Annotated in this window: 17 protein-coding genes; 2 read left to right on the forward strand and 15 right to left on the reverse strand. The window is 63.4% G+C overall.

Features of this window, described 5'->3' with window-relative positions; all coding sequences use genetic code 11:
- Positions 1-7: 7 nt before the first annotated feature.
- From HKK54_RS09735 to HKK54_RS09765, 7 genes are all read right to left on the reverse strand, one after another.
- Positions 8-1,450: an efflux transporter outer membrane subunit gene (locus tag HKK54_RS09735; protein ID WP_169386682.1), complete on the reverse strand. Its 1,443-nt coding sequence runs from the start codon at positions 1,448-1,450 to the stop codon at positions 8-10.
- Complete coding sequence (locus HKK54_RS09740) at positions 1,447-2,337, reverse strand: efflux RND transporter periplasmic adaptor subunit (RefSeq protein WP_010168764.1); 891 nt, start codon at positions 2,335-2,337, stop codon at positions 1,447-1,449. The genes HKK54_RS09735 and HKK54_RS09740 overlap by 4 nt, the downstream gene beginning before the upstream one ends.
- On the reverse strand, positions 2,334-2,543 hold the full coding sequence (locus HKK54_RS09745; RefSeq protein ID WP_003218193.1) for a DUF1656 domain-containing protein: 210 nt from the start codon (positions 2,541-2,543) through the stop codon (positions 2,334-2,336). The genes HKK54_RS09740 and HKK54_RS09745 overlap by 4 nt, the downstream gene beginning before the upstream one ends.
- Entirely contained in the window at positions 2,540-4,618 is a 2,079-nt protein-coding gene (locus HKK54_RS09750; RefSeq protein ID WP_010168760.1) for an FUSC family protein, read from the reverse strand. The genes HKK54_RS09745 and HKK54_RS09750 overlap by 4 nt, the downstream gene beginning before the upstream one ends.
- Positions 4,615-5,046 (reverse strand): MarR family winged helix-turn-helix transcriptional regulator, encoded by a 432-nt coding sequence (locus tag HKK54_RS09755; protein ID WP_010168758.1) that lies wholly within the window; start codon positions 5,044-5,046, stop codon positions 4,615-4,617. The genes HKK54_RS09750 and HKK54_RS09755 overlap by 4 nt, the downstream gene beginning before the upstream one ends.
- Before the next feature lie 154 nt (positions 5,047-5,200).
- Complete coding sequence (locus HKK54_RS09760) at positions 5,201-5,446, reverse strand: DUF2789 domain-containing protein (RefSeq protein ID WP_076015581.1); 246 nt, start codon at positions 5,444-5,446, stop codon at positions 5,201-5,203.
- A 75-nt stretch (positions 5,447-5,521) separates the two neighbouring features.
- Positions 5,522-7,129: a glycosyltransferase family 39 protein gene (locus tag HKK54_RS09765; RefSeq protein WP_169386683.1), complete on the reverse strand. Its 1,608-nt coding sequence runs from the start codon at positions 7,127-7,129 to the stop codon at positions 5,522-5,524.
- A 209-nt stretch (positions 7,130-7,338) separates the two neighbouring features.
- On the opposite strand from HKK54_RS09765, the gene HKK54_RS09770 reads away from it, so the two are divergent.
- On the forward strand, positions 7,339-9,501 hold the full coding sequence (locus tag HKK54_RS09770) for an outer membrane assembly lipoprotein YfiO (protein WP_169386684.1): 2,163 nt from the start codon (positions 7,339-7,341) through the stop codon (positions 9,499-9,501).
- Positions 9,502-9,504: 3 nt separating this feature from the next.
- On the forward strand, positions 9,505-10,209 hold the full coding sequence (locus HKK54_RS09775; protein WP_169386685.1) for a DUF3142 domain-containing protein: 705 nt from the start codon (positions 9,505-9,507) through the stop codon (positions 10,207-10,209).
- A gap of 62 nt (positions 10,210-10,271) precedes the next feature.
- Here HKK54_RS09775 and HKK54_RS09780 read toward each other — a convergent pair whose 3' ends face one another.
- The 8 genes from HKK54_RS09780 to HKK54_RS09815 all read right to left on the reverse strand — a co-directional run bounded on the left by HKK54_RS09780 (position 10,272) and on the right by HKK54_RS09815 (position 20,443).
- The gene (locus HKK54_RS09780; RefSeq protein WP_169386686.1) at positions 10,272-12,725 is read right to left on the reverse strand and encodes a TonB-dependent siderophore receptor; all 2,454 of its coding nucleotides are present in this window, start codon (positions 12,723-12,725) and stop codon (positions 10,272-10,274) included.
- 93 nt (positions 12,726-12,818) lie between these two features.
- Complete coding sequence (locus HKK54_RS09785; protein ID WP_169386687.1) at positions 12,819-13,769, reverse strand: FecR domain-containing protein; 951 nt, start codon at positions 13,767-13,769, stop codon at positions 12,819-12,821.
- Between the two features lie 2 nt (positions 13,770-13,771).
- A complete protein-coding gene (locus HKK54_RS09790; RefSeq protein ID WP_169386688.1) occupies positions 13,772-14,215 on the reverse strand; it encodes a sigma factor-like helix-turn-helix DNA-binding protein in 444 nt (147 codons plus the stop codon).
- Between the two features lie 73 nt (positions 14,216-14,288).
- Complete coding sequence (locus HKK54_RS09795) at positions 14,289-15,731, reverse strand: efflux transporter outer membrane subunit (RefSeq protein WP_169386689.1); 1,443 nt, start codon at positions 15,729-15,731, stop codon at positions 14,289-14,291.
- The gene (locus HKK54_RS09800; protein WP_010168742.1) at positions 15,728-16,786 is read right to left on the reverse strand and encodes an HlyD family secretion protein; all 1,059 of its coding nucleotides are present in this window, start codon (positions 16,784-16,786) and stop codon (positions 15,728-15,730) included. The genes HKK54_RS09795 and HKK54_RS09800 overlap by 4 nt, the downstream gene beginning before the upstream one ends.
- Before the next feature lie 26 nt (positions 16,787-16,812).
- Entirely contained in the window at positions 16,813-18,348 is a 1,536-nt protein-coding gene (locus tag HKK54_RS09805; protein ID WP_169386690.1) for an MFS transporter, read from the reverse strand.
- A 229-nt stretch (positions 18,349-18,577) separates the two neighbouring features.
- Positions 18,578-19,498: a LysR family transcriptional regulator gene (locus HKK54_RS09810; RefSeq protein WP_010168740.1), complete on the reverse strand. Its 921-nt coding sequence runs from the start codon at positions 19,496-19,498 to the stop codon at positions 18,578-18,580.
- A gap of 96 nt (positions 19,499-19,594) precedes the next feature.
- Positions 19,595-20,443, reverse strand: a complete 849-nt coding sequence (locus HKK54_RS09815; protein ID WP_169386691.1) for an ABC transporter permease — start codon at positions 20,441-20,443, stop codon at positions 19,595-19,597.
- Positions 20,444-20,445 lie beyond the last annotated feature (2 nt).

Consider the following 20,445-nt stretch of genomic DNA (forward strand, 5'->3'; position numbering starts at 1 on the left):
AATCAGCTCAGGGTTTGCTGGCTTGTGTGGCTTGCGTTCGTCCACTTTCCCAGCCGCCGCCCAGGGCCAGGAACAAATCGATCTGGCTCATGGCAACCTGGGTATTCGCCGCTGCCAGCTGCGCCCGCACGTCGGTGTAGGTGCGGGTGGCTTGCAGGTCGGCCAGGAACGAGGCGCGGCCGGCCTGGAAGAAGCGGTGCGTCTGCTCCGCCGCCTCTTTGGCCGACGCGCCGGCATCGGCCAGGGCATCGCGGCGTTGCAGTTGGGCGGTGTACTGCGCGAGGCCCGTCTGGGTTTCGCGGATGGCATTGAGCACCACCCCGTCGAAGTGCGCCAGGGCGCCCTGGGTCGCGGCTTCGGCTTCGTGGATGCGGGCGCGGGCGCCGTTGGTCGGCAGCGTCCAGCTGATCAGCGGGCCAAAGCCCCAACGGTTGGTGGCCGGCGTGCCGAGGTCATCCAGGATGCCGACGGTACCCACGGTGGCGCCGATGCTGATATCCGGGTACAGCGCGCCGGTGGCCACACCGATTCGCGCGGTGGCCGCCGCCAGTTGGCGTTCGGCCTGGCGCACGTCAGGGCGACGCTTGAGCAGCGTGGCGCCATCGCCTACCGGCAGCAATTGCGCGATATGCGGCAGCTCGGCGCATTGGGCGGTGCCGGCCGGCAGTTGATTCAGCGGCTTGGCCAGCAACATCGACAGGCGGAACAGCCCGGCCTGGCGCAGTGCTTCATAGCGCGGCATTTCGGCGCGCAAGGATTTGTATTGGGTTTGGGAACGGGTGACCTGGGTTTCATCACCGCGACCGGCGTCCCGCAGGCGCTGGGTCAGGTGTGTGCTCTGGGCTTGAAGGTCCAGGGACTCGTTGGCGATCGCCAGCTCTTCGTTGGCCGCGCACACCTGGGTGTAGGAACGCACAACGTCCGCCACCAGGGTGATACGGGCGATATCGGCCGCCGCCTGGGCCGCATCGGCACTGGCCTGGGAGCTTTCAATGCCGCGCTGCAGGGTGCCGAACAAATCGAATTGGTAGGAGGTGCTGATGCTGGCACTGCCGATGTTGGCCACCGGGACTTTTTCCGTCAGCAAATAGGCTTCGCCGGACTCTTGCAGGCGCTGGGCCTCAGCCTTGGCGCCGGCACTCCAGCCGCCGGCAGACTCGGCTTGCTGCACCTGATAGCGCGAGCGCTGCAAGTTGGCCGCAGCCACCCGCAGGTCGGTGTTGGAAGCCATGGCCTGCTCCACCAGCTTATCCAGGCGCGGGTCCTGGTAGAGCTTCCACCAGTCCGCCGGCACCGGCGCCGACACCACATTGTTGCCCTCCCCGGCCAACTGGCCCTGAAGGTCACCGCGGTTCACGGCCGCCTTGTCCGGCAGCTTGTAATCGGGCCCCACCACTTGGCAGGCCGACAGCAACAACCCCAGCCCGGCGGTTGCTAAGAGCCGTTTCATGGTTTTTCCCCCGACTCGGGTTTGTCGCCGATGATCGACACGGTGGCGGTGCGCCCGGCGATCATGCGGAAGTCTGCCGGCACATCGTCGAACGCGATGCGCACGGGGATCCGCTGGGCCAGGCGCACCCAGCTGAACGCCGGGTTGACGTTGGGCAGCAGGTTGGAGCCGCTGGTGCGGTCACGGTCTTCGATACCGGCAACGATGCTCTGCACATGCCCGCGCAGGCGGGCGTTGTCGCCGATCACGCGGATGTCGACGCTCTGGCCGACGTGGATGCCGTCGAGCTTGGTCTCTTCAAAATAACCGTCGATGTGGAAGGAGTTGCTGTCCACCACCGACAACACCGGCCGCCCGGCGGTCACGAACTCCTGGTTACGCGGCGCACGGTCATTGATGTAGCCGTCCACCGGGCTGCGAATCACCGAGCGGTCCAGGTTGAGTTGCGCGGCATCCACCGCCACTTGCGACTCGGCCAGGGCCGATTGGGCACGGGCAACGCGGGACTGGCTTTCTTCCAGTTGTTCGCTGGCCACCAGGTTGCCGAGGCCACGGTTACGCTTGTTCTCGCGTACGGCCTGGGCCAGGGTTTCCTGGCGGTCGGCCACGGCGGCCTGGGCTTGGCGCAAGGCCAGCTTGAAGCGGTCCTGGTCGACGGAGAACAGCACTTGGCCGCGTACCACCAACTGGTTATCGCGCACGTCCACCTGCTGGATCAGCCCGGACACGTCCGGGGCGATCTGCACAATGTCGGCACGGATGTGGCCGTCACGGGTCCACGGCGCAAACATGTAGTACATCACCATGCGCCACACCACGACGCAGGCGAAGGTCACCACCAATAACGTCAGGACTACACGGCCGATGGTCAAAAAAGGTTTTTTCATGTCATGAGGTATCGACTGAGTGAATCCACTGCGCCCAGCAACAGAGCGTAGAGACCCACATTGAACAATGCCCGGTGCCAGACCAGGCGATAGAAGTGGACGCGGGTCAACAGCCCGTGCACCACCAGATACAGCACATACGTAATGCCCATCAGCACCAGCAGCGTAGGCAGGAACACCCCGCTGATATCCAGATCACCGATCATAAAGGCGCTCCATCGGGTAACGGCGCTTCCATTTCTGTGCCGCCGAGAAACTCCACGCCCGGCAACAGCGACAGGCGCAGGCCGCTCAGGGCGTGCAGCAAGTGCAGGCGGGTTTCGTCTTCGCCTTGCAGGCCCTGGCCGTTGAGGGCGCGGCGGGTACGGTCGAGGGTCATCAGCAGACCGCTGGGGGCCGGCAGACGTTCACCGGCTTTCAGGCAGGCCTTGAAGTAACCACCAACGCCTTCCACCACCTGGTTAAGCAGCACCCGCGGCACCCCGAGGATGCGCGGCGAGTAGGCCAGCAGGTCCAGCAGGTTCAGCGCCACGCGCACTTCGCGCAGGGCGATGCCGGTGTCCTGGCCGGTCATGGCCAGGCGCGGCAGGTGTTGCATCAGGCGGTCGAGCATTTGCACGCCCATCTTGCGGTGTTCGGCCAGGGTCGCAGGCTCCGTGAGGGTGACGATGTCGCGCCAGCTGAAACGGGTCAGGCGCTTGGCCGCCAGCTCGGCGCCGAACGGCCGTGCGATCAATGTCCAGACGAAAGCGAACAACAAGCCCACCGGGCCGGCCAGGTTGGAGTTGGCGAAGGCCAGGAAGTCCGCGTCGTAGGCGCCCTGGATGCTGATGAACGACGAGGTGTTGACCAGCGTCAGCAGCATGCCCAAGTAGAAGCGCGGCTGTACCGTGAGCGTGCCGATGCAGATAAAGGGCACCGAAAACGCCAGGACCAGCATCGGGAAATCGTGCAGGTTGGGCAGCACCAGAAACAGGTACAGGCTGGCGAACAGCACCGACATCGCTGTCCAGAAAAAGAACCGGTAGATCTGCGGCGCGGGGTCATCCATGGAGGCGAAGAAGCTGCACGCGACCGCCGCCAGGATCACTGCGCTGCCGCCGTCGGTCCAGCCCAGCAGGATCCACAGCACCGAGGCGACGATGATTGCGGTGACGGTGGAAAACGCCGAGTAAAACATCAGGCCCCGGTCGAGGAACGGCGTCAGCCGGCCCAACCGCCAGTGGCGGTACACCGCGCGCCAGTTGTCCTGGCTTTCGCACTGGATGGCGGCTTGCAGGCTGCGGCAGTCTTGCCATAAATCCACCCACTCGCCCAGGCGAAACAGGGCGTTGGAGAACAGCAACTGGTGGCGATCATCCAGGGCTTCGGCGTCGGGTTGCAGGGCTTCGATCTGGTCACGCAGCGCCCGCCAGCGTTCGAGGGGTGCGTCCTTTTGCGTGCTGTCCAGCCATTCGGTGGCGGCGCTCAGCAGCGGCGTGAAGCGGTCGAGCAACTCCGGGGCGCGATGTTCCAGGGCATACACGGCGTCGTCGAGGGCGTCGATTACCGGCAGCAGGTGGATCATCCGCCCACGCAGCTCCTTGGTGTTACGCACCGTTTGCGGCCGGGAGCCCTCGTGGGGCAGTTGGCCGATCATCAATTCCAGGGTGTTGAAGGTGGCGACCATGCCACCGCGCAAGGTGCTGATTTCTTCGGGTTGCACGTTGCGGCTGAGGAAGCGCTGGCTGTAGACCTGCGCGTCGGCAAACCACTTGCTCACCGAATCGTCAAACACCGGCGCCAGCCGTCGCGGCCAGAACATCGCCCCCACGACTGCCGCCACGGCGATGCCGAGGAAAATTTCTTCGGTTCGCGCTTCCGCCACGTCCCACACCGCCAGCGGGTTATCCACCACTGGCAGGGCGATCAGCGGCAAGGTGTAGCCGGCCAGCATCAACGCATAGCTGTTGGCGGTGCGCAGGTGCAGGGACAGGAACAGCAGAATCCCGGTCCACAGCGCGATTACCACCACCAGCACGTAAGGCGTCTGCACAAACATCGGCACAAAAAACACCGCGGCGGCCGCGCCCATGAAGGTGCCGACCGCCCGGTACAGCGCCTTGGAGCTGGTAGGGCCGACAAACGGGCTGGAAACGATATACACCGTGGCCATCGCCCAATACGGACGCGGCATTTGCATCAGCATGGCGATGTACAACGCGATCATTGAAGCGGCGAATGTCCTGACGCCATAGAACCAATCCCTGGCCGGCGGCATGCCGGTAAAAAATCCGTTCAAGAACTCACAACCATGGGATGTTGATTGGCGCCTTCGAAGGCCCGCAACACACGCAGGGCAGCTTCCAGGTCATCGGGATCGATCGTCGCCAGCACCTCGCGGCGCAGGCGCACCAGTTGTTCCTCCACCGCCTGCACCAGCTCGCGGCCACGCTCGGTAAGGCTCAAGGCCTTGGCGCGGCGGTCGTGGATGTCTTCGGTGCGGCACACGTAGCCGGAGCTGCACAGCTGGTCCAACAGGCGCACCAGGGACGGGCTTTCCATCCCGGCGGCCTGGGCTACCTTCACCTGGTGCACACCGTCGCCGAGGCGGCCGATCATCAGCAGCGGCACGGCGCAGGCTTCGGAGATGCCATAGCTGACGAGCGTGGTCTGGCAGATTTTGCGCCAGGTCCTGGCACCTACCACCATGCTGCTGCTGATGTTCATCTGGAGTTGTTCGAGGGTCTGGGACACTGGATTATTCGCATACAGTTAGTTTGCTAACTATCAATATGGTCGATGGATCCAAAGCCGTCAAGTTTTGATACAAATTTTGGGATGGGTGGTGGCGGCGCGAAGATGTGGGTCAGTCAAGCGGGTTTTAAACCCCGCGCCCCTCTCTCAACCGCAAATTCAACTCATCCACCACCTCCGCCCAATCCGCGTCCTCCAAAATTTCTTCACGCAAAAACGCGCGCTGGCCTGGCGTCCAGAAAAACGCATCCGCCAGATGCAGTTCGGGTTTGAGTGGGGAGTGGACAGCGATGAACCGCTCGATACTGACCGGGTCATCCGGCAAGCCGAGCTGTTTGAACAAGGATGGCAAGCTGTGTACCGGGGATTCCATGATGTGTTCCTGAAAAGAGGGTTCACCTGAGTCTAGCCCCCCAGGCGAACATAAACCTCTCAGGTGTTGCGCAGATTAATCGCAGCCTTCGCGGTGCACACCCGCCGGCGCGTTACACAGCACGAAGAGCCGGGCGCGAGCGCCGCCGCCATCCTGCTGGCTGAGCTGGCGCCAGCCTGCCGGCAACGGGGCAAAATCATCCGGGCCGTCAGCGGCGCTGATCAGCCACACACGCTGGATGTCTGCCGGCAACGCCGACAAGCGATCGAGGTAGATGCGCCCGCCATCCTGGTCCACCAACGTGCCAAAACCATAGGCATTCGGCCGGGTCGATTTGCCGGCGGCGGTCGGTGGGGTGAAGAGCTGCAACTGGGCGTCGGTCTCGTCGTAATAGACGTAGGGCAGGTACCAGAGCATGTCGCTGATGACGATGCGGTCATCTTCCTGATAGTTGCGGTTGACGAATTCCACCGCGACGTTGAATTGATCATGTTCATCGACGGTGGCGTTGGTCTTCACGCCCACCAGCTCGATCCCGACAAACAGCACGAACAATGCGGCGCCCGCCAGCGTCAGGCGCGGCGACAGACGGTCGACAGCCAGCGCCACGATGATCGGCAAACTCATCGCGTACGCAGTGAGATATCGCTCGATAAACACCGGGGAGATAAACGAAACCCCATAGACCAGCAGCACCGGCAGCATCAAAAAAAGCCCCAGCAGCCAGCCGAAGCGATAGCGGCTTTGATCGCGCCAGGCGGTCACACCGACCAGCGCCACCAGCAATAACGGAAACACGACAAAGAGTGGCCGCCACAGGTGGTCGCCCGGGTCCTGAATCAGGAACTGCCACACCATCGACGGCACCGAATACAGGTTGACCGGGTCTTCCCAACCAATATCCCCGCCCACCTTGAGCTCTTCGGTGTGCTGCACCAGGCCCAGCAAATTCGGCAGCCAGGGCAGGTACAGCAACACAATGGCAACGTTGGCCAGCCACCAGCCCGGACGTGTGACAAGGCGCAGGCCGCCGGCCCGTGGCAGGCGCAGCAATACCAGCCATGCCCAGTGCACCAGCACGCACAAGGCGGTGAAGTAGTGGGTATAGAAGGCCGCCGTCATCAACAGCGCATAGGCCACCAGGTACCGCTTGCGCTCAGGCTGGCGAACCCAATACACCAATGCCAGGGTCGCAGCCAGCAGCCACACACCCAGCAGCGAGTACATTCGCACTTCCTGGCTGTAGCGCACCGCCGTGGGCAGCAACGCCAGCAGAATCCCCGCCAGCACCGCCGCGCGGCGGGTCGCGATCAGCCGCGTCAGCCAGATGCCCAGGCCGACCGCGACCACGCCGGGGATCGCACTCATGCTGCGCAGGGAGAAAATACTGTCGCCAAACACCTCGATCCAGCCACGCAGCATGACGAAATACAGCGGCGGGTGAACGTCATGGGCGGCGTGAAACCACAGGTCTTCCAGGGAATACTCGGCAAGCAGCAGGCTTGAACCTTCATCGCCCCAGATCGCGGAGGCGGTCAAACCGTAGAAGCGCATGGCCACGGCCAACGCCAAAAGCGGCACCCACCACAATCGAGCGAGCCAGCCGGCGTTCTCCCACAGGCCAGGATTGAGCACGGGAAATGCCCCGGCCTTGTTGTCTTGTTCCGCCACAGAGCGTCGCACCTCTACTTCCTCACCTACTACTGAACTACGCTTGCGCGAACAACCGCCACTCTAGGTCAAAAGGCCTCGATTCGCCTGCTGTTTTGCGCGCATTTGAACAGCGATCCGCCAATCGGACAAATCTGAATTTTGCGCAGGGCTTCTCCGACGCTTTGGTGGGTTCACGCTATGATTGCCACCTTCCATGGATTCAGGATCAAGGACACTTCATGCGTATCGGTCTTCTGTCACCCCTGGCACTGACAGTGCTCGCCACCCTTCCCCTCCAGGCCCACGCCAGCGGCGATGACTCCTGCTACCCGGATTGGCGGGTGTCGCGTAACAGCCTGGACGTGTGCAGCAACCTGCCCTTCCTGAGCCCGGGCAATGACAGCCGGGTCAACCTGCGCCTGTTGCTGGCAGACAAGAACGTCATGCCGCTGGCGCCGAATGCCCTGGGCGAGCAGGACTTTTCCGAAGGCTTTGGCCAGGTGCCATTCCCGGTGTATCGGCTTACACCCGCCGCGGATGAGCCCGACAACGAGCCCGACGACTCGCGCACCGCCGAACTGGACCAACTGCTGAGCCCGCTGGGCATCAAGCGCGATGACTACAAGACTGCGGGCGAGGCCTTCCTTTCCGGCGAAGGCAGCCGTTGCCGCAGTAACGCCGATGACAGCGCCACGGCGTTTATCAGCCAGGTGGTGAAAGCCGATGTACCGCAGGCCGAACGCCAACTGCTGGCCAAATTGCGGTTGCAGATGCTCGGCAGTTGCTCCTCCGACGGCGTAGCGGCAGGCGAGGCCGATCAAATTAAATCGACAGACGGCCAGGCATTGCTCGCCTACCTGCAAGCAGCCGGCGATTTTTACAGCGGGCGCTTCAGCGACGCACAAAAAGACTTCGCGGCGCTGACGAGCAGCGCGCTGCCCTGGCTCAAGGAAACGGCGCTGTACATGACCGCCCGCACCGCGCTGAACGACGCCCAGCAAAATGCCTTCGACGAATACGGCACGCCGTCCCTTGAGCATGTGGATAAGTCCGCGCTGCAACGGGCCGAGAGTGGCTTCGACGATTACCTGAAAACTTATCCACAGGGCGACTACGCCGCCTCCGCCCGTGGCCTGCTGCGCCGGGTGCACTGGCTGGCGCCCAACCCCGACAAGCTGGCCAATGACTTTGCCTGGCAACTGACCCAGGCCACCGATGCCCAGCGCAACGTGTCGCTGGATGAACTGGTGCAGGAAGCTGACACCAAGCTGCTGACCAGCACCACCGCACCGGTGGGCAACCCGTTGATCCTGGCCCTCAACGACCTGATGTGGATGCGCGCCGGCGAGCCGCCGAAACTCACTCGCGAAGCCCTCGACGGGCAAAAGTCGATATTTGCCCAGGAACCGGCGCTGTATGCCTATGTGCAGGCGGCGTTCGCGCTGTACGTCGAGCATCAACCCGACCGTGCCTTGAAGCTGCTGCCGCAAGACGTGCCGGCCAGTCTCGATTACTTCGCCTTCAGCCAACAGACCCTGCGCGGCCTGGCACTGGAAGCCAAGGACGACTGGAAAACCGCCGAAGCGTTGTGGCTGCAACTGCTGCCGCTGGCCAAGCAACCGCTGCAACGGGACCAGCTTGAGCTGGCGTTGGCCATGAACTACGAACGCAGCGGCCAACTGGCCAAGGTGTTCGCCGCCGACTCACCGATCAGCGCCAAGCAGGTGCGTTACATCCTGCTGCGCAACGTCGCCGGCCCTGAGCTGCTGCGCCAGCAGCTTGCCAATGCGGGCGACCCGGTAGAGCGCCAGACCGCGCAATTCACGCTGCTTTATAAAGACCTGTTGCGCGGCCAGTTCGAGACGTTTGCCGAGGACTTGAAACAGCTGCCCGCCTCGCCTCCCGACGACAAGCTCGGCACCAGCCTGGGCTACGTCTACAGCGGTGGCCAGTCGTTGAAACTGTTCCGCTGGAACGGCGACAAGGCCGAATCCGGCTACACCTGCCCGAGCATCGCGCAAATCGCCAGCACCCTGCAGGCCGACCCGAAAAACCCCCAGGGCCTGAATTGCCTGGGTGAATTCGTCCTGCGTAACGGCCTGGACGGCATGCCCCTGGAACAAGCGCGCTCCGCCGGCAGCCTGGGCAGTACGGCCTCGCCTTTCAAAGGTGAAACCTTTTCGCGGCTCGAAGGCTACAAGCGGGTGATCGGCAATCCCAAGGCACCGCATAACGACAAGGCCTACGCGCTGTTTCGCGCCATCAACTGCTACGGGCCTTCGGGCTACAACAGCTGTGGTGGCGAAGACGTCGACAAGGCCGTGCGCAAAGGCTGGTTCCGCCAGTTGAAAACCGGATTTGCCGATACCCAGTGGGGCAAGTCGCTGCAGTACTACTGGTAAGGCGTGAAGCACTTCTGGCTGGCCCTGCTCCTGCTGGCACGCCCGGCCTTCGGCGCGGTGGACGCCCGCGACCATGATGCATTCTGGCTGTGGAGCGGTGTCGCCCCGCAGCCGGTGCTCAAGCAGGCGAAAACCCTGTACATCCTCCAGGGCCAGATCAACTCGACCCGCCGCGCGCCCTCGCGTGGCGTGCAGTTCATCGCCCAGGGCATGAGTGTGCCGCGCATCACCCAGGGTGAAATCTGGGTGGTGTACCGCGCCCACACCCTGCGCTGGCCCGAGTCGGTCTACCGCCAGATGCTCGGCCAGGTGCAACGCTGGCGGGACGCGGGCAATCCGGTGGTGGGTATCCAGATCGACTTCGACGCCCGCACGCAATACCTCAACGAATACGCCGACTTCCTGCGGGACCTGCGCCAGCGCCTGCCCAAGGACTTGCGCCTGAGCATCACCGGGCTGATGGACTGGAGCAGCAATGCCGACCCGGCGGCCATCGCGCAACTCAAGGGCGTAATTGATGAAGTGGTGGTGCAAACCTATCAGGGCCGCCACAGCATTCCGGATTACGCGGCGTATTTGCCACGGATGAATCGGCTGGGCGTGCCATTCAAGATTGGGTTGATTCAGGGTGGAGAGTGGGAGGAGCCGGGGTATTTGAAGGGCAGTGAGTGGTTTCGAGGGTATGTGGTGTTTTTGCAGAATCCTTGAGTGCCCACGGTCCTTGGACTGTGGGCACTAATGGCTAAAAAACGCCCGCGAATGCCCGATGGTTACCAGTCATAGGTCAAGCTCGACACCACCGTGCGCCCTTCCCCGTAGTAACAATCCAGGTCGCTGGTGCATTGCGATACGTAGGTCTTGTTGGTCAGGTTCTGCACATTCATCGCCAGCCTCACGCCTTTGAGCTTGAACGGCGAGGTGCCCAAGTCGTAGCTCAAGCTGGCGTCGTAGACGGTATAGGACGGGATGCTGAACGCCCCTGCGTAGTAATCGCCAAAGCTGCTGCGGGCGTAACGCGCGCCCAAGCCTGCGCCAACACCGGCCAGCGGTGTGTCGCCAAGGACGGTGTAGTTGACCCAGACCGAGGCGGTAAGCGGCGCAATGCCCGCCGGGTGGCGGCCCTGGCGGCCGTCGTTGTCCTTGGTGTATTTGACGTCGTTACGTGCCGCCGAGGCGACCACATCCCAGGCGTCGCTGAGGGATGCCTTGGCTTCCAACTCCACACCGCGCGAGCGCATGGCTCCGCTCTGGGTGCTGAAGGTGGTGTCTACCGGGTTGGTGGTCAGTACGTTTTCCTGGTCCAGTTGATAGACCGATACCTGAACAAAGCTCTTCTGGCCCGGCGGCTGGTATTTCAAGCCGACTTCGTACTGGTTGCCGGTAGATGGATCGAAAGGCTTGCCACTGATATCGGTGCCCGATAGCGGCAGGAAGGATTCGGAGTAGCTGACAAACGGCGCCAAGCCGTTATCGAACAGGTACACCAAACCGGCCCGGCCGGTGAAGGCCTGGTCTTTGCTGCTGGTGCGGGTGTCGGCCAGTGGTTCCTTGTTGACCACGTTGGCCCAGTCGTAGCGCCCGCCCAGCACCAACGCCCACTTATCCAGCTTGATCTGGTCCTGCACGTACAGGCCGGTCTGGGTCACGGTGCGGTCCCATTGGTAAGGCTGGCCGAAATTCAGCCGCTGGCCATAGACCGGCTTGAACAGGTCGATCACCGGCGGATTACGGTCGTACAGGCCGTGGAATTGAGAGTTGAAGTGGTAGTAATCCAGGCCAACGATCAACGTGTGGGACAGTGCGCCGGTGTCGAACTCCGCCTGGGCGATGCTATCCACACCGAATACTTTGTTGTGCTGCGACCAGTCCACGCCGAAGCGTTGCAGGTAGCGCTGGTCTTGCGCGCCGGTTACCGGGTTGGGCACAAATCTGTAGCCGTGCAGCGGTGCGGTGTAGCGGTCGTCCACTTCGGCGTAGCGAGCATTTTGCTTGAGGGTCCAGGTGTCGTTCAGGCGATGGGACACCTCATAGCCCAACACGTACTGCTCGCGGTTGTACTGGTTGACGCCTGGCTCGCCGAGAAACAGGTCACGCTTGATCTTGCCGTTGGGGTTGTCCCAGATCGTCCCGGACGCGGGCAACCCCTGGGCCTCGGGCACGCCTTTGTCTTTCTGGTACTGGGCGAACACGGTCAGGCGGGTGTCGTCGTTGGGTTGCCAGGTCAGGCTGGGTGCGATGAACTGGCGTTTGTTCTCGACATAGTTGATCTCGCCCTGTTCGTCCTTGGCCAGGCCAGTCAGGCGATAGAGAAACTGGCCCTGCTCATCCAGCGGTCCACTGAGGTCAATGGCGGCGCTTTTGTGCTCGTAGGTGCCGGCCTCCAGCACCACTTGATGCACCGGGGTTTCGCTGGGGCGCTTGCTGACCATGTTGACGATGCCGCCCGGCTGGTTCTGCCCGTACAAGACCGAGGCAGGGCCTTTGAGCACTTCGATGCGCTCCAGGGAATAGGGCTCGATCTGCAATGCACCGCCGGTGCTGCCGCCGCCATAAGGCAGGTGCAAGCCGTCGAGGTACAGCGGCGTAGGCGAGAAGCCACGGGAGGTGGGTTCATCGAACAGTTTGACCCGATCGGAAAAACCGCCGGCCGTCATGCCCGGTGTGTAGAGCAGTGCCTGGGTGACACTTTGGGCACCGCGCGCCTTGATCTCGGCGGCGGTGATGACGTTGATGGTCTGGGGGATTTCCACCAGCGCCGAATCGGTCTTGCTGCCGGTGGCGCTGCGCTTGGCAACGATGCCGTCGACCGGGCCCCAGGCAGTTTCTTGATCCTGTTGGCCACTGATCTGTGTCGCACCGAGTTGCAGCGCACCGCTCGCGGGCAGCGCCTGCAACGACCAGCCACCCTGGGATTGCACCGCAACCAATCCGCTGCCGACCAACAAACGTTCCAACCCGGGCCCGGTGGCGTAGCGCCCCTGCAAGCCGGCGCTGCGCTTGCCTTGGGTCAGCGAGGCGTCCACCGACAACAGAATTCCCGAGGCGCTGGCGAAGTGGTTCAAGGCCTGGTCGAGGTTGCCTGCGGGAATGTTGTATTGGCGTAAGGCTTCAGCGCTCTCCTGCGCCTGGACCAGGCTCGGCACCACTGGCGCCGTCGCCAGCAAACTGACAAACAGGCCACGGCGCAGGGCGCGGGCCAGGGGTTGGATTGGGTGGTGCGACATTGCAGGGCTCCCCGTGAGAACGCTTCTTGATTGGCTTTCAAGAGGTATCCCGGACGGGGTTGAAAAACCGACAAGCCGAAGGCAAAAAATTTTTTACACCCGCGCCTTGATCGTGACCCAATAGCGCGTAACCGCCTGCACCTGCACCGGCAACGAACGCTCAAGCGCGTGGAGAATCGCGTCGGTGTCGTTGAGCGGAAACACCCCGGTCAACAGCAAGCCCGCCACCGCAGCATCGCAACGCAGCAGGCCCGGGCGGTAGCGGCCCAGTTCGGTGATGAACTGCCCCAACGGCTGGCGCTCGGCGACCAGGCGGTTCTGGGTCCAACTGCTGGCGTTGACATCCACCGGCACCCGCGTCGAAGTCTGACTGGCGCTGAACCACAGGCTGTCTCCGGCGCTCATTTGTACCGCCGCACCGTGCACCGGACGTACCTGCACACGCCCCTCATACAGGTCGACACGACTGCCATCGTCCCCTTCACGCACGGCAAACCGGGTGCCCAGGGCCTGCACATCCCCCGCCGGGGTTTCGACGATCAATGGCCGGGACGGGTCGTGGCCGCTGGTCAGCAGGATCTCGCCGCGTATCAGGCGGATACGTCGCTCACTGGTACTGAACCGCAGGTCGACCGCGCTGTTGCTGTTGAGGTCCAGGCGCGTGCCGTCACTCAAGGTCAGGTGGCGAATCTCGCCGGTGGCGGTACGGTATTCGGCAAACGCCGCCTGCCACGGCTGGCTGCCCTGCACCAGATAGCCGCTGCCGCCGGCCATCAGCAACAGCCCGAGCAGCTTCAAGGCTGCGCGGCGCTGGGTGTCCGGTGTATCGCGTAAAACCGCGCGGGCACTGTCGGCGGGCACGCCACCGAGGGTGTGCTGCAATTGCTGCAAACGTTTCCAGGCACGCCGGTGTTCAGGGTCGGCCGCCTGCCAGCGCGCAAAGGCCTGGCGCTGGTCGCCATCCAGTTCGCCGCCCCATTGCAGCATCAGCCACTCGCTGGCTTGCTCGACAATGGCCGGGGCAATCGGCGCTTCAGACCGCATTCTCATTCTTCGTAGGCGACCTGATAGCAGGCAAGAATCGCCCGGGTCATGTACTTCTGCACCGAGCTGACGGTCACCTCCAGGCGCTCGGCAATCTGTGCGTAGCTCAGCCCCTCGAACTGCGACAACAGGAAAGCCCTGCGCACGTTGTCGGGCATACGATCGAGCATGGCGTCGATCTGCATCAGGGTCTCGAGGATCAGTGCGCGGGTTTCCAGGGACGGCGATTCGGGCTCCGGCAGGTGGGCGATCTGCGTCAGGTAGCTGCGGCTTTCCTTGGCCCCGGGAAAGCGTCCCGACACCAGCAAACGCAGGAAGGTGTCCTGCGCCACATCAGCGGCGTGTTCACGATCCCCCAGGCGCTTGCGCAGCCAGCCTTGCAGCCAGCCGTGATGGTCGCGATACAGGAGATGAAGCTGTTGCCGGCCGTCAGTCGCGGTGTCCATGAAAAGCTCAGGTGCGTTATTGAGAGCAATTATCATTACACCTTGTTGCGCGGCTGGCAAAGTTCTTTGTCATTCAGCGCCCAGCCGTTTGCAACGGATACACCGACTCCCAGCCCCCGCCCAACGCCTTGTACAACCCGACCATGGCCAGGGAAACGCCGGTGGAGCTTTCCACCCACTGCTCCTGAGTCGCCAGCAACGCACTTTGCACCGTCAGCACGTTGACGAAATCCACCACGCCTTCGACGTACTGGTGTTGCGCCGTGGTGAGGGCAATCTGGTTCTGGCGTACCGCTTCGGCAAGGCTGTCGCGGCGCAGTTGGCTGGCGTTGTAGCGGGTCAACTGGTCGTCGATTTCATGCCAGGCCCGCAGTACCGTTTGCTGGTAGGCCAGGGCCGCTTCCTGTTGCTGGGCTTCGCGCAAATCGAGCATGCCTTGCAAGCGACCACCGTTGAAAATCGGCAAGCTCAGTTGCGGGCCGAAGGCGAATGCCCGCGAACTCCACGAGCCGAAATCCGCCAGCTGCAACGCCTGGGAACCCACGCTGCCGGACAAGGTGATACGCGGGTAGAAGTCGCCCTTGGCCACACCGATGGAGGCGGTGGCGGCATGCAATCGCGCTTCGGCCTGGCGAATGTCGGGGCGCCGCTCAGCCAGTTGCGACGGCATGCCGATAGCGACCTGGCGTTGGGTTTGCGGTACGGCGGCGTCCTTGGACAGCTGGGCATACAAGGCTTGCGGTGGTTCACCCATCAGCAGGCTCAGGGCGTTGATCAACTGGTCCTGGCGTTGCTGCAAGTCTGGCAGGCGCGCCTCGATGGCGGCGACTTGAGCGGCGGCTTCGGCGACGTCCAGGTCAGTGGCCACCCCGTCGGCCAGACGCAGCTGCGACAGCTTCAAACTGTGGCGGGCCACGTCGAGGTTTTGTTCGGTGACGGCCCGGGTGTTCTGCACGCCGCGAAGCTGGATGTAGTCCTGGGCGGTTTCCGCCAGCACTGATAACAGCACCGCGCGGCGGTCGTTTTCAGCGACTTGCAGGGTGGCGTCGGCGGCTTCGGTTTCGCGTTTTACCCGGCCCCAGAAATCCAGTTCCCAGGCAGCGGAGAAACCCATGTCCCACTGGTTGTAGGCCGCGCGGCCGTTCTTGCCCGACGCGTCGCTCAAGCCATCGGCACTGTTGCGCTGGCGCAGGTAATCGCCGGTGGCGTTGACGGTCGGGTAGCGCTCGGCGGTGATCACCTGGCGCGCGGCGCGGCTTTGTTGCAGGCGGCTGCTGGCGAGTTTCAGGTCGAGGTTATCGGTCAGCGCGCGACGTGTCAGCGCGGTGAGTTGCGCATCGTGGAACACTTCCCACCAGCGCTCCTCCAGCGGGTCGTTGACCGCGTGGCTGGCGGCTTGCTGGCCATGAGGCTCGGTCCATTGGCCGACGGGATTTTGCGGGCGCTGAAAGTCCGGGCCGACGGTGCAGGCGCTCAGGCTGAGCAGGCTTAAGGTAAACCAGGCGAGGTGTCTCATTGCTGCGCCACCTCACGTGGCTGGGCGGCGGCGTGGGTGTTGACGCTGGCTTCCACCGACATGCCGACCCGCAGGCGCTCGGTCAGTGCCTGGCCGGGTTCCAGGATGATTTTCACCGGAATGCGCTGCACCACCTTGGTGAAGTTGCCGGTGGCGTTGTCGGGCTTGACCGAGGCAAACGTCACCCCGGTGGCCGGCGCCAGGCTTTCGAGGTGCCCCTTGAGCACTTCGCCATCGAGGCTGTCGACCTTCACGTCCACCGTTTGGCCTGCGTGCATGTGGGACAGTTGGGTTTCCTGGAAATTGGCCACCACGTAGGCCTCGGCCAGGGGTACCACAGCGAGGATCTTGCTGCCCGGCGTCACATAGGCGCCGACCCGCACCGCCCGCTCGCCGACCATGCCGTCTACCGGCGCGACGATGCGGGTGTACGACAACTGATAGCTGGCCATTTCCAGCGCCGCCTGGGCGCGTTTCAGGCCACCTTCTGCCGCATCCCGCTGGGCGCTGAGGATTTCCACTTGCTTGCGTTCGGCCGCCAGCACCGCCGTGGCATTGGCCAGGCGCGCGGTGGCCTGCTCGATGCGGGTCTTGGCTTGCTGGGCGTTTTGTACGGTACCGGCGCCTACGCCCGCGAGGTGGTTGTAGCGGTTCAGTTCATGTTCGGCAAATGCCACTTCGGCGCGATCCGCCGCCACGGTGGCCTGGGCCTGGGCAATCACCGAGCTTTGCCGTTCCAGGGTCGCCGTGGCATTTTTCAGCTGCGCCTGGGCCACCAGCGTATCGGCATCGGCCGCCTGGGCAGCGGCACGGAAGTCACGGTCATCGATCAGCGCCAGCAACTGCCCGGCCTTGACCCGCTGGTTGTCGTCCACCAGCACTTCCTTGATGAAGCCGGCCACACGCGGTGCCACCAGGGTGTAGTCAGCGGCGACGAAGGCATCGTTGGTGCTCTGGCGCTTGCTGCCGAACACGCCCGGCGCCAGCAGGTAAACCAGCACCCCCACGGCAAACACAGTGATGACGGTTACAGCGATTTTGTCTTTGCGTTTCATAGCAATCCTTTTGGCTCAGTGAGCAATCAAGTCGGCGCGCGGGGCGGATAAATCCGCGTCGGCATCCAGAAAATCAGCAGGATCAACGCCGCCGCGACACCGGCCATGACGTAGTAGAGATCCGAAGAGGTGAGCACCGCGGCCTGCTCGTGCAGCCGATGGGCGAGGCCGGCGGCATCGCTGTCGGCCAGGGGCGAGTTGCCCAGGCTGTCCACCAACATGGTCGAGTGGAAATGCAGGCGGTGGGTCGTCAGGGCGTCGAGCACGCCGGTGGCGACCACGGCAGCCAGGCCTTTGACGGTGTTGAACCAGGCCGAGGCGAACGGCCCGTCCTGGGGTGTGATGCTGCCGGTAGAGAGCATCAGCAGCGGCAGCACCGCCATCGGTTGCCCGAAGATTTGCAGCAGTTGCAGCACGTAGAAATCATCGCGAATCCAGGCCGACGTCAACTGCGCGCCGCCCACGCACGACAGGATCAACATGCTCAAGCCGATGCCCAATACCCAGCGGCAATCGACCCAGCGCAGGTTGCACAGCGCCGCCACCAACGGCAGCGCGATCAACTGCGGCAGCGCCATGATCAGCATCACCGGGGCGGTTTGCAGCGGGCGGTAGCCTTGCACCTGAGCCAGGTAGCTGGACGGAATGATGGTCACCGCCAGCAGCACTATCAGCACCCCGGCCAGTACGATCAGCGCGAATGACAGGTTACGAATGCCGAGCATCTGCAACTTGAAAAACGGCATCGGGTGCGACCACTCGTTGATCATGAACAGCACCAGCAGCACCAGGCCGCCGATCAACAATGAGGTAATCAACGGCGACTCGAACCAGTCCAGCCGATTGCCCTGCAACAGGCCGATCACCAGCATGCAGATCGCCGGAAAACCCAGCAGCAAGCCACGCCAGTTGAACTGCTTGAAACGCTCAAGGCGCAGCGGGTCCTGAGGCAAGCCGTAGGCCACGGCCGCCATGGCCAGCAGGCACGGCCCGACGATCTGCCAGAACGCCCATTGCCAGCCGACGTATTCAGTCCACATTGCCGCCAGCGGTGTGCCGAGGCTGGGGCCGAACGTCGCCGTCAGGGCGTAACCCGCCAGGCCGTAGAGTTTGACGTTGGCGGGCAGGAAGCGCAGGGCCACGGTCATCAGCATCGGCGGCAACGCGCCGCCGGCCAGGCCTTGCACGGTGCGCAACACCAACAGGCTTTCGTAGTTCGGTGCGAACGGGCACAGCACGCCGAGCACGGTGAACAGGCCGATGGCACAGAGGGTGAAGCGGCGCAGGGAAAAGGTCACCGAGCACCACGGCGCGAACGCCATGGCCGAGACGGAGGTGGCCGTGTAGGCGGCTACCAGCCAGGTGCCTTCGTCGAAGCCGATGTACATCGCACCGCGAATATCGGCGAGGGCGACTTTGGTCACCATCTCGTTGAGGCCGGACACCAGTACCGCGAGCAATACGCCCACCAGGCCGATGATGATGCGTGGACCGAAAACGGGCGGGGCGATGGCGGTCGGCTTGGCTGCGGCCAGGGGTGCGGGAGCAGCGAGGGACGTCATGAACTACAACTCGGAATAGGAAATACCCGAGCAGTTTAATAAGGCTTAGACATGACAAAAAGTGACTTATAGGAAGCTTATAAGTGCACCAGACGCAACGATCAAAAGGTATGCGATCTCTGTGGGAGCCGGGCTTGCCCGCGATGGCATCACCTCGCTATTCCTGAAAAACCGGGTCGCCCGCATCGCAGGCAAGCCAGCTCCCACATTGACCGAGCTCACTTCCGACTCACGTGGGTTGCGCTTCTTGCCACGTCGCCTCGCAGCATTCGCGCATGGTTTCGCGCAGCCATTTATGGGCCGGGTCTTTGTCGAAGCGCGGGTGCCAGGCCTGGGTCAGCACCAGGGTCGGCAGGGAGATAGGCAGGGTAAACGCCCGCAGCGGCAGCTTCAGGCGATTGGCGCTGTAGAGCGCTTCCTTGGGTACCGGCAGGATCAGGTCCGAGTCGGGCAGCATGAACATCGCGCCGTGAAACCCCGGGGCGATCATCGCGACCCGGCGTTCCAGGCCCTGGGCATTCAAGGCGGTATCGATCGGCCCGCGGGCGATGCCGCGCCGGGAGATGCTGATGTGGGAATAGCTGGCGAACCGTGCGGCGGTAATCTCTCCATCGAACAATGGGTGCCCTTCCCGCGCCAGCCCGACAAAGGTGGTGGTGAACAGGTTCTGTACCTTCACTTCCGGGGTGATCGGCATGGTGTTGCCCACCCGCAGGTCAAGCCGGCCTTCACGCAGGGCTTCATCGTCGGTGTCGCCCTCGGGCACAAAGCGCAGTTCGCACAGCGGTGCCATGCGCTCCATGGTATCGAACAGCCGACCGCCATACACACCGACAAAGAAGTCATTGGCCCGCACGCTGAACCGCCGGCGCAGGGTGCGCAGGTCTACGTCGTCCGCCGAGCGAAACAGCAGCGCCGCCTGTTCCACCACGTTACGCACCTGGCCTTGCAACTCCAGGGCCTTGGGCGTCGGCACCAGGCCGCGACCGGCGCGCACCAGGATCGGGTCGCCCACCGCCTCACGGATGCGTGTGAGGGTGCGGCTCATGGCGGCCGGGCTCAAGTTCATCCGCCGCGCGGCGCCCACCACACTGCCCTCGTCGAGCAGCGCGTCGAGGGCGACCAGCAGGTTCATGTCGGGTAATTGCATGCCAAGCACTCGTGATCGGTTGGGAGTGAACTTGGCGCAATCGTAGCAGACTGTGGCGAGGGAGCTTGCTCCCTCGCCACAGGATGGGTGTTTCAGTCAGCGCTGCATGCCCCAGCGCTTCACGGTGACGCGCTCCAGGGTGTCAAACACCAGGTTCTCCACCAGCAGGCCGATCAGGATCACCACCGCCAACCCGGCAAACACCTTGTCGGTGTACAGCTCGTTGCGGTTCTGGAAGATGTACCAGCCCAGCCCGCCCTTGCCGCTGGTGGCGCCGAATACCAGTTCGGCAGCAATCAACGTGCGCCAGGCAAACGCCCAGCCGATTTTCAGCCCCGCGAGGATCGACGGCAGCGCGGCCGGGATCAGGATGAACAACACGAAGCGCATGCCTTTGAGGCCATAATTGCGGCCGGCCATGCGCAGGGTTTCCGAGACACCGAGGAACCCGGAATAGGTATTCAGCGCCAGCGCCCACAGCACCGAATGCACCAGCACGAAGATCAGGCTGTTCTGCCCCAGGCCAAACCACAGCAGCGCCAGCGGCAGCAGGGCAATCGCCGGCAACGGGTTGAACATCGAGGTCAGGGTGCTCAGCAGGTCGCGGCCCAGTTGGGTCGACACCGCCAGCGTCGTCAGGGCGAACGCCAGCACAATGCCGATCAAATAGCCTTTGATCAGCACCACCAGCGAGATGCTGACCTTACTCAACAGCTCGCCGCTGGCCATGCCGTCGTAGAACGCGCTCAGCGTCTGCAGGAAGCTCGGCAGCAGCAGGTCGTTGTTCTGATAACGGGCGGCCGCCTCCCACAGGATCGCGAGCACGAGCAGGATCAGGCTTTTACGCAGCCAGCCTTGTTGCCACAGGCGCTGACGCCACGGCAATTCGCGTTCAACGCGAACACCGGGCAACGGTTCGAGAGTGATTTCATATTCCTGGCGCATGG

It is taken from the genome of Pseudomonas sp. ADAK13 (genome assembly GCF_012935715.1).
Classification (GTDB): Bacteria; Pseudomonadota; Gammaproteobacteria; order Pseudomonadales; family Pseudomonadaceae; genus Aquipseudomonas.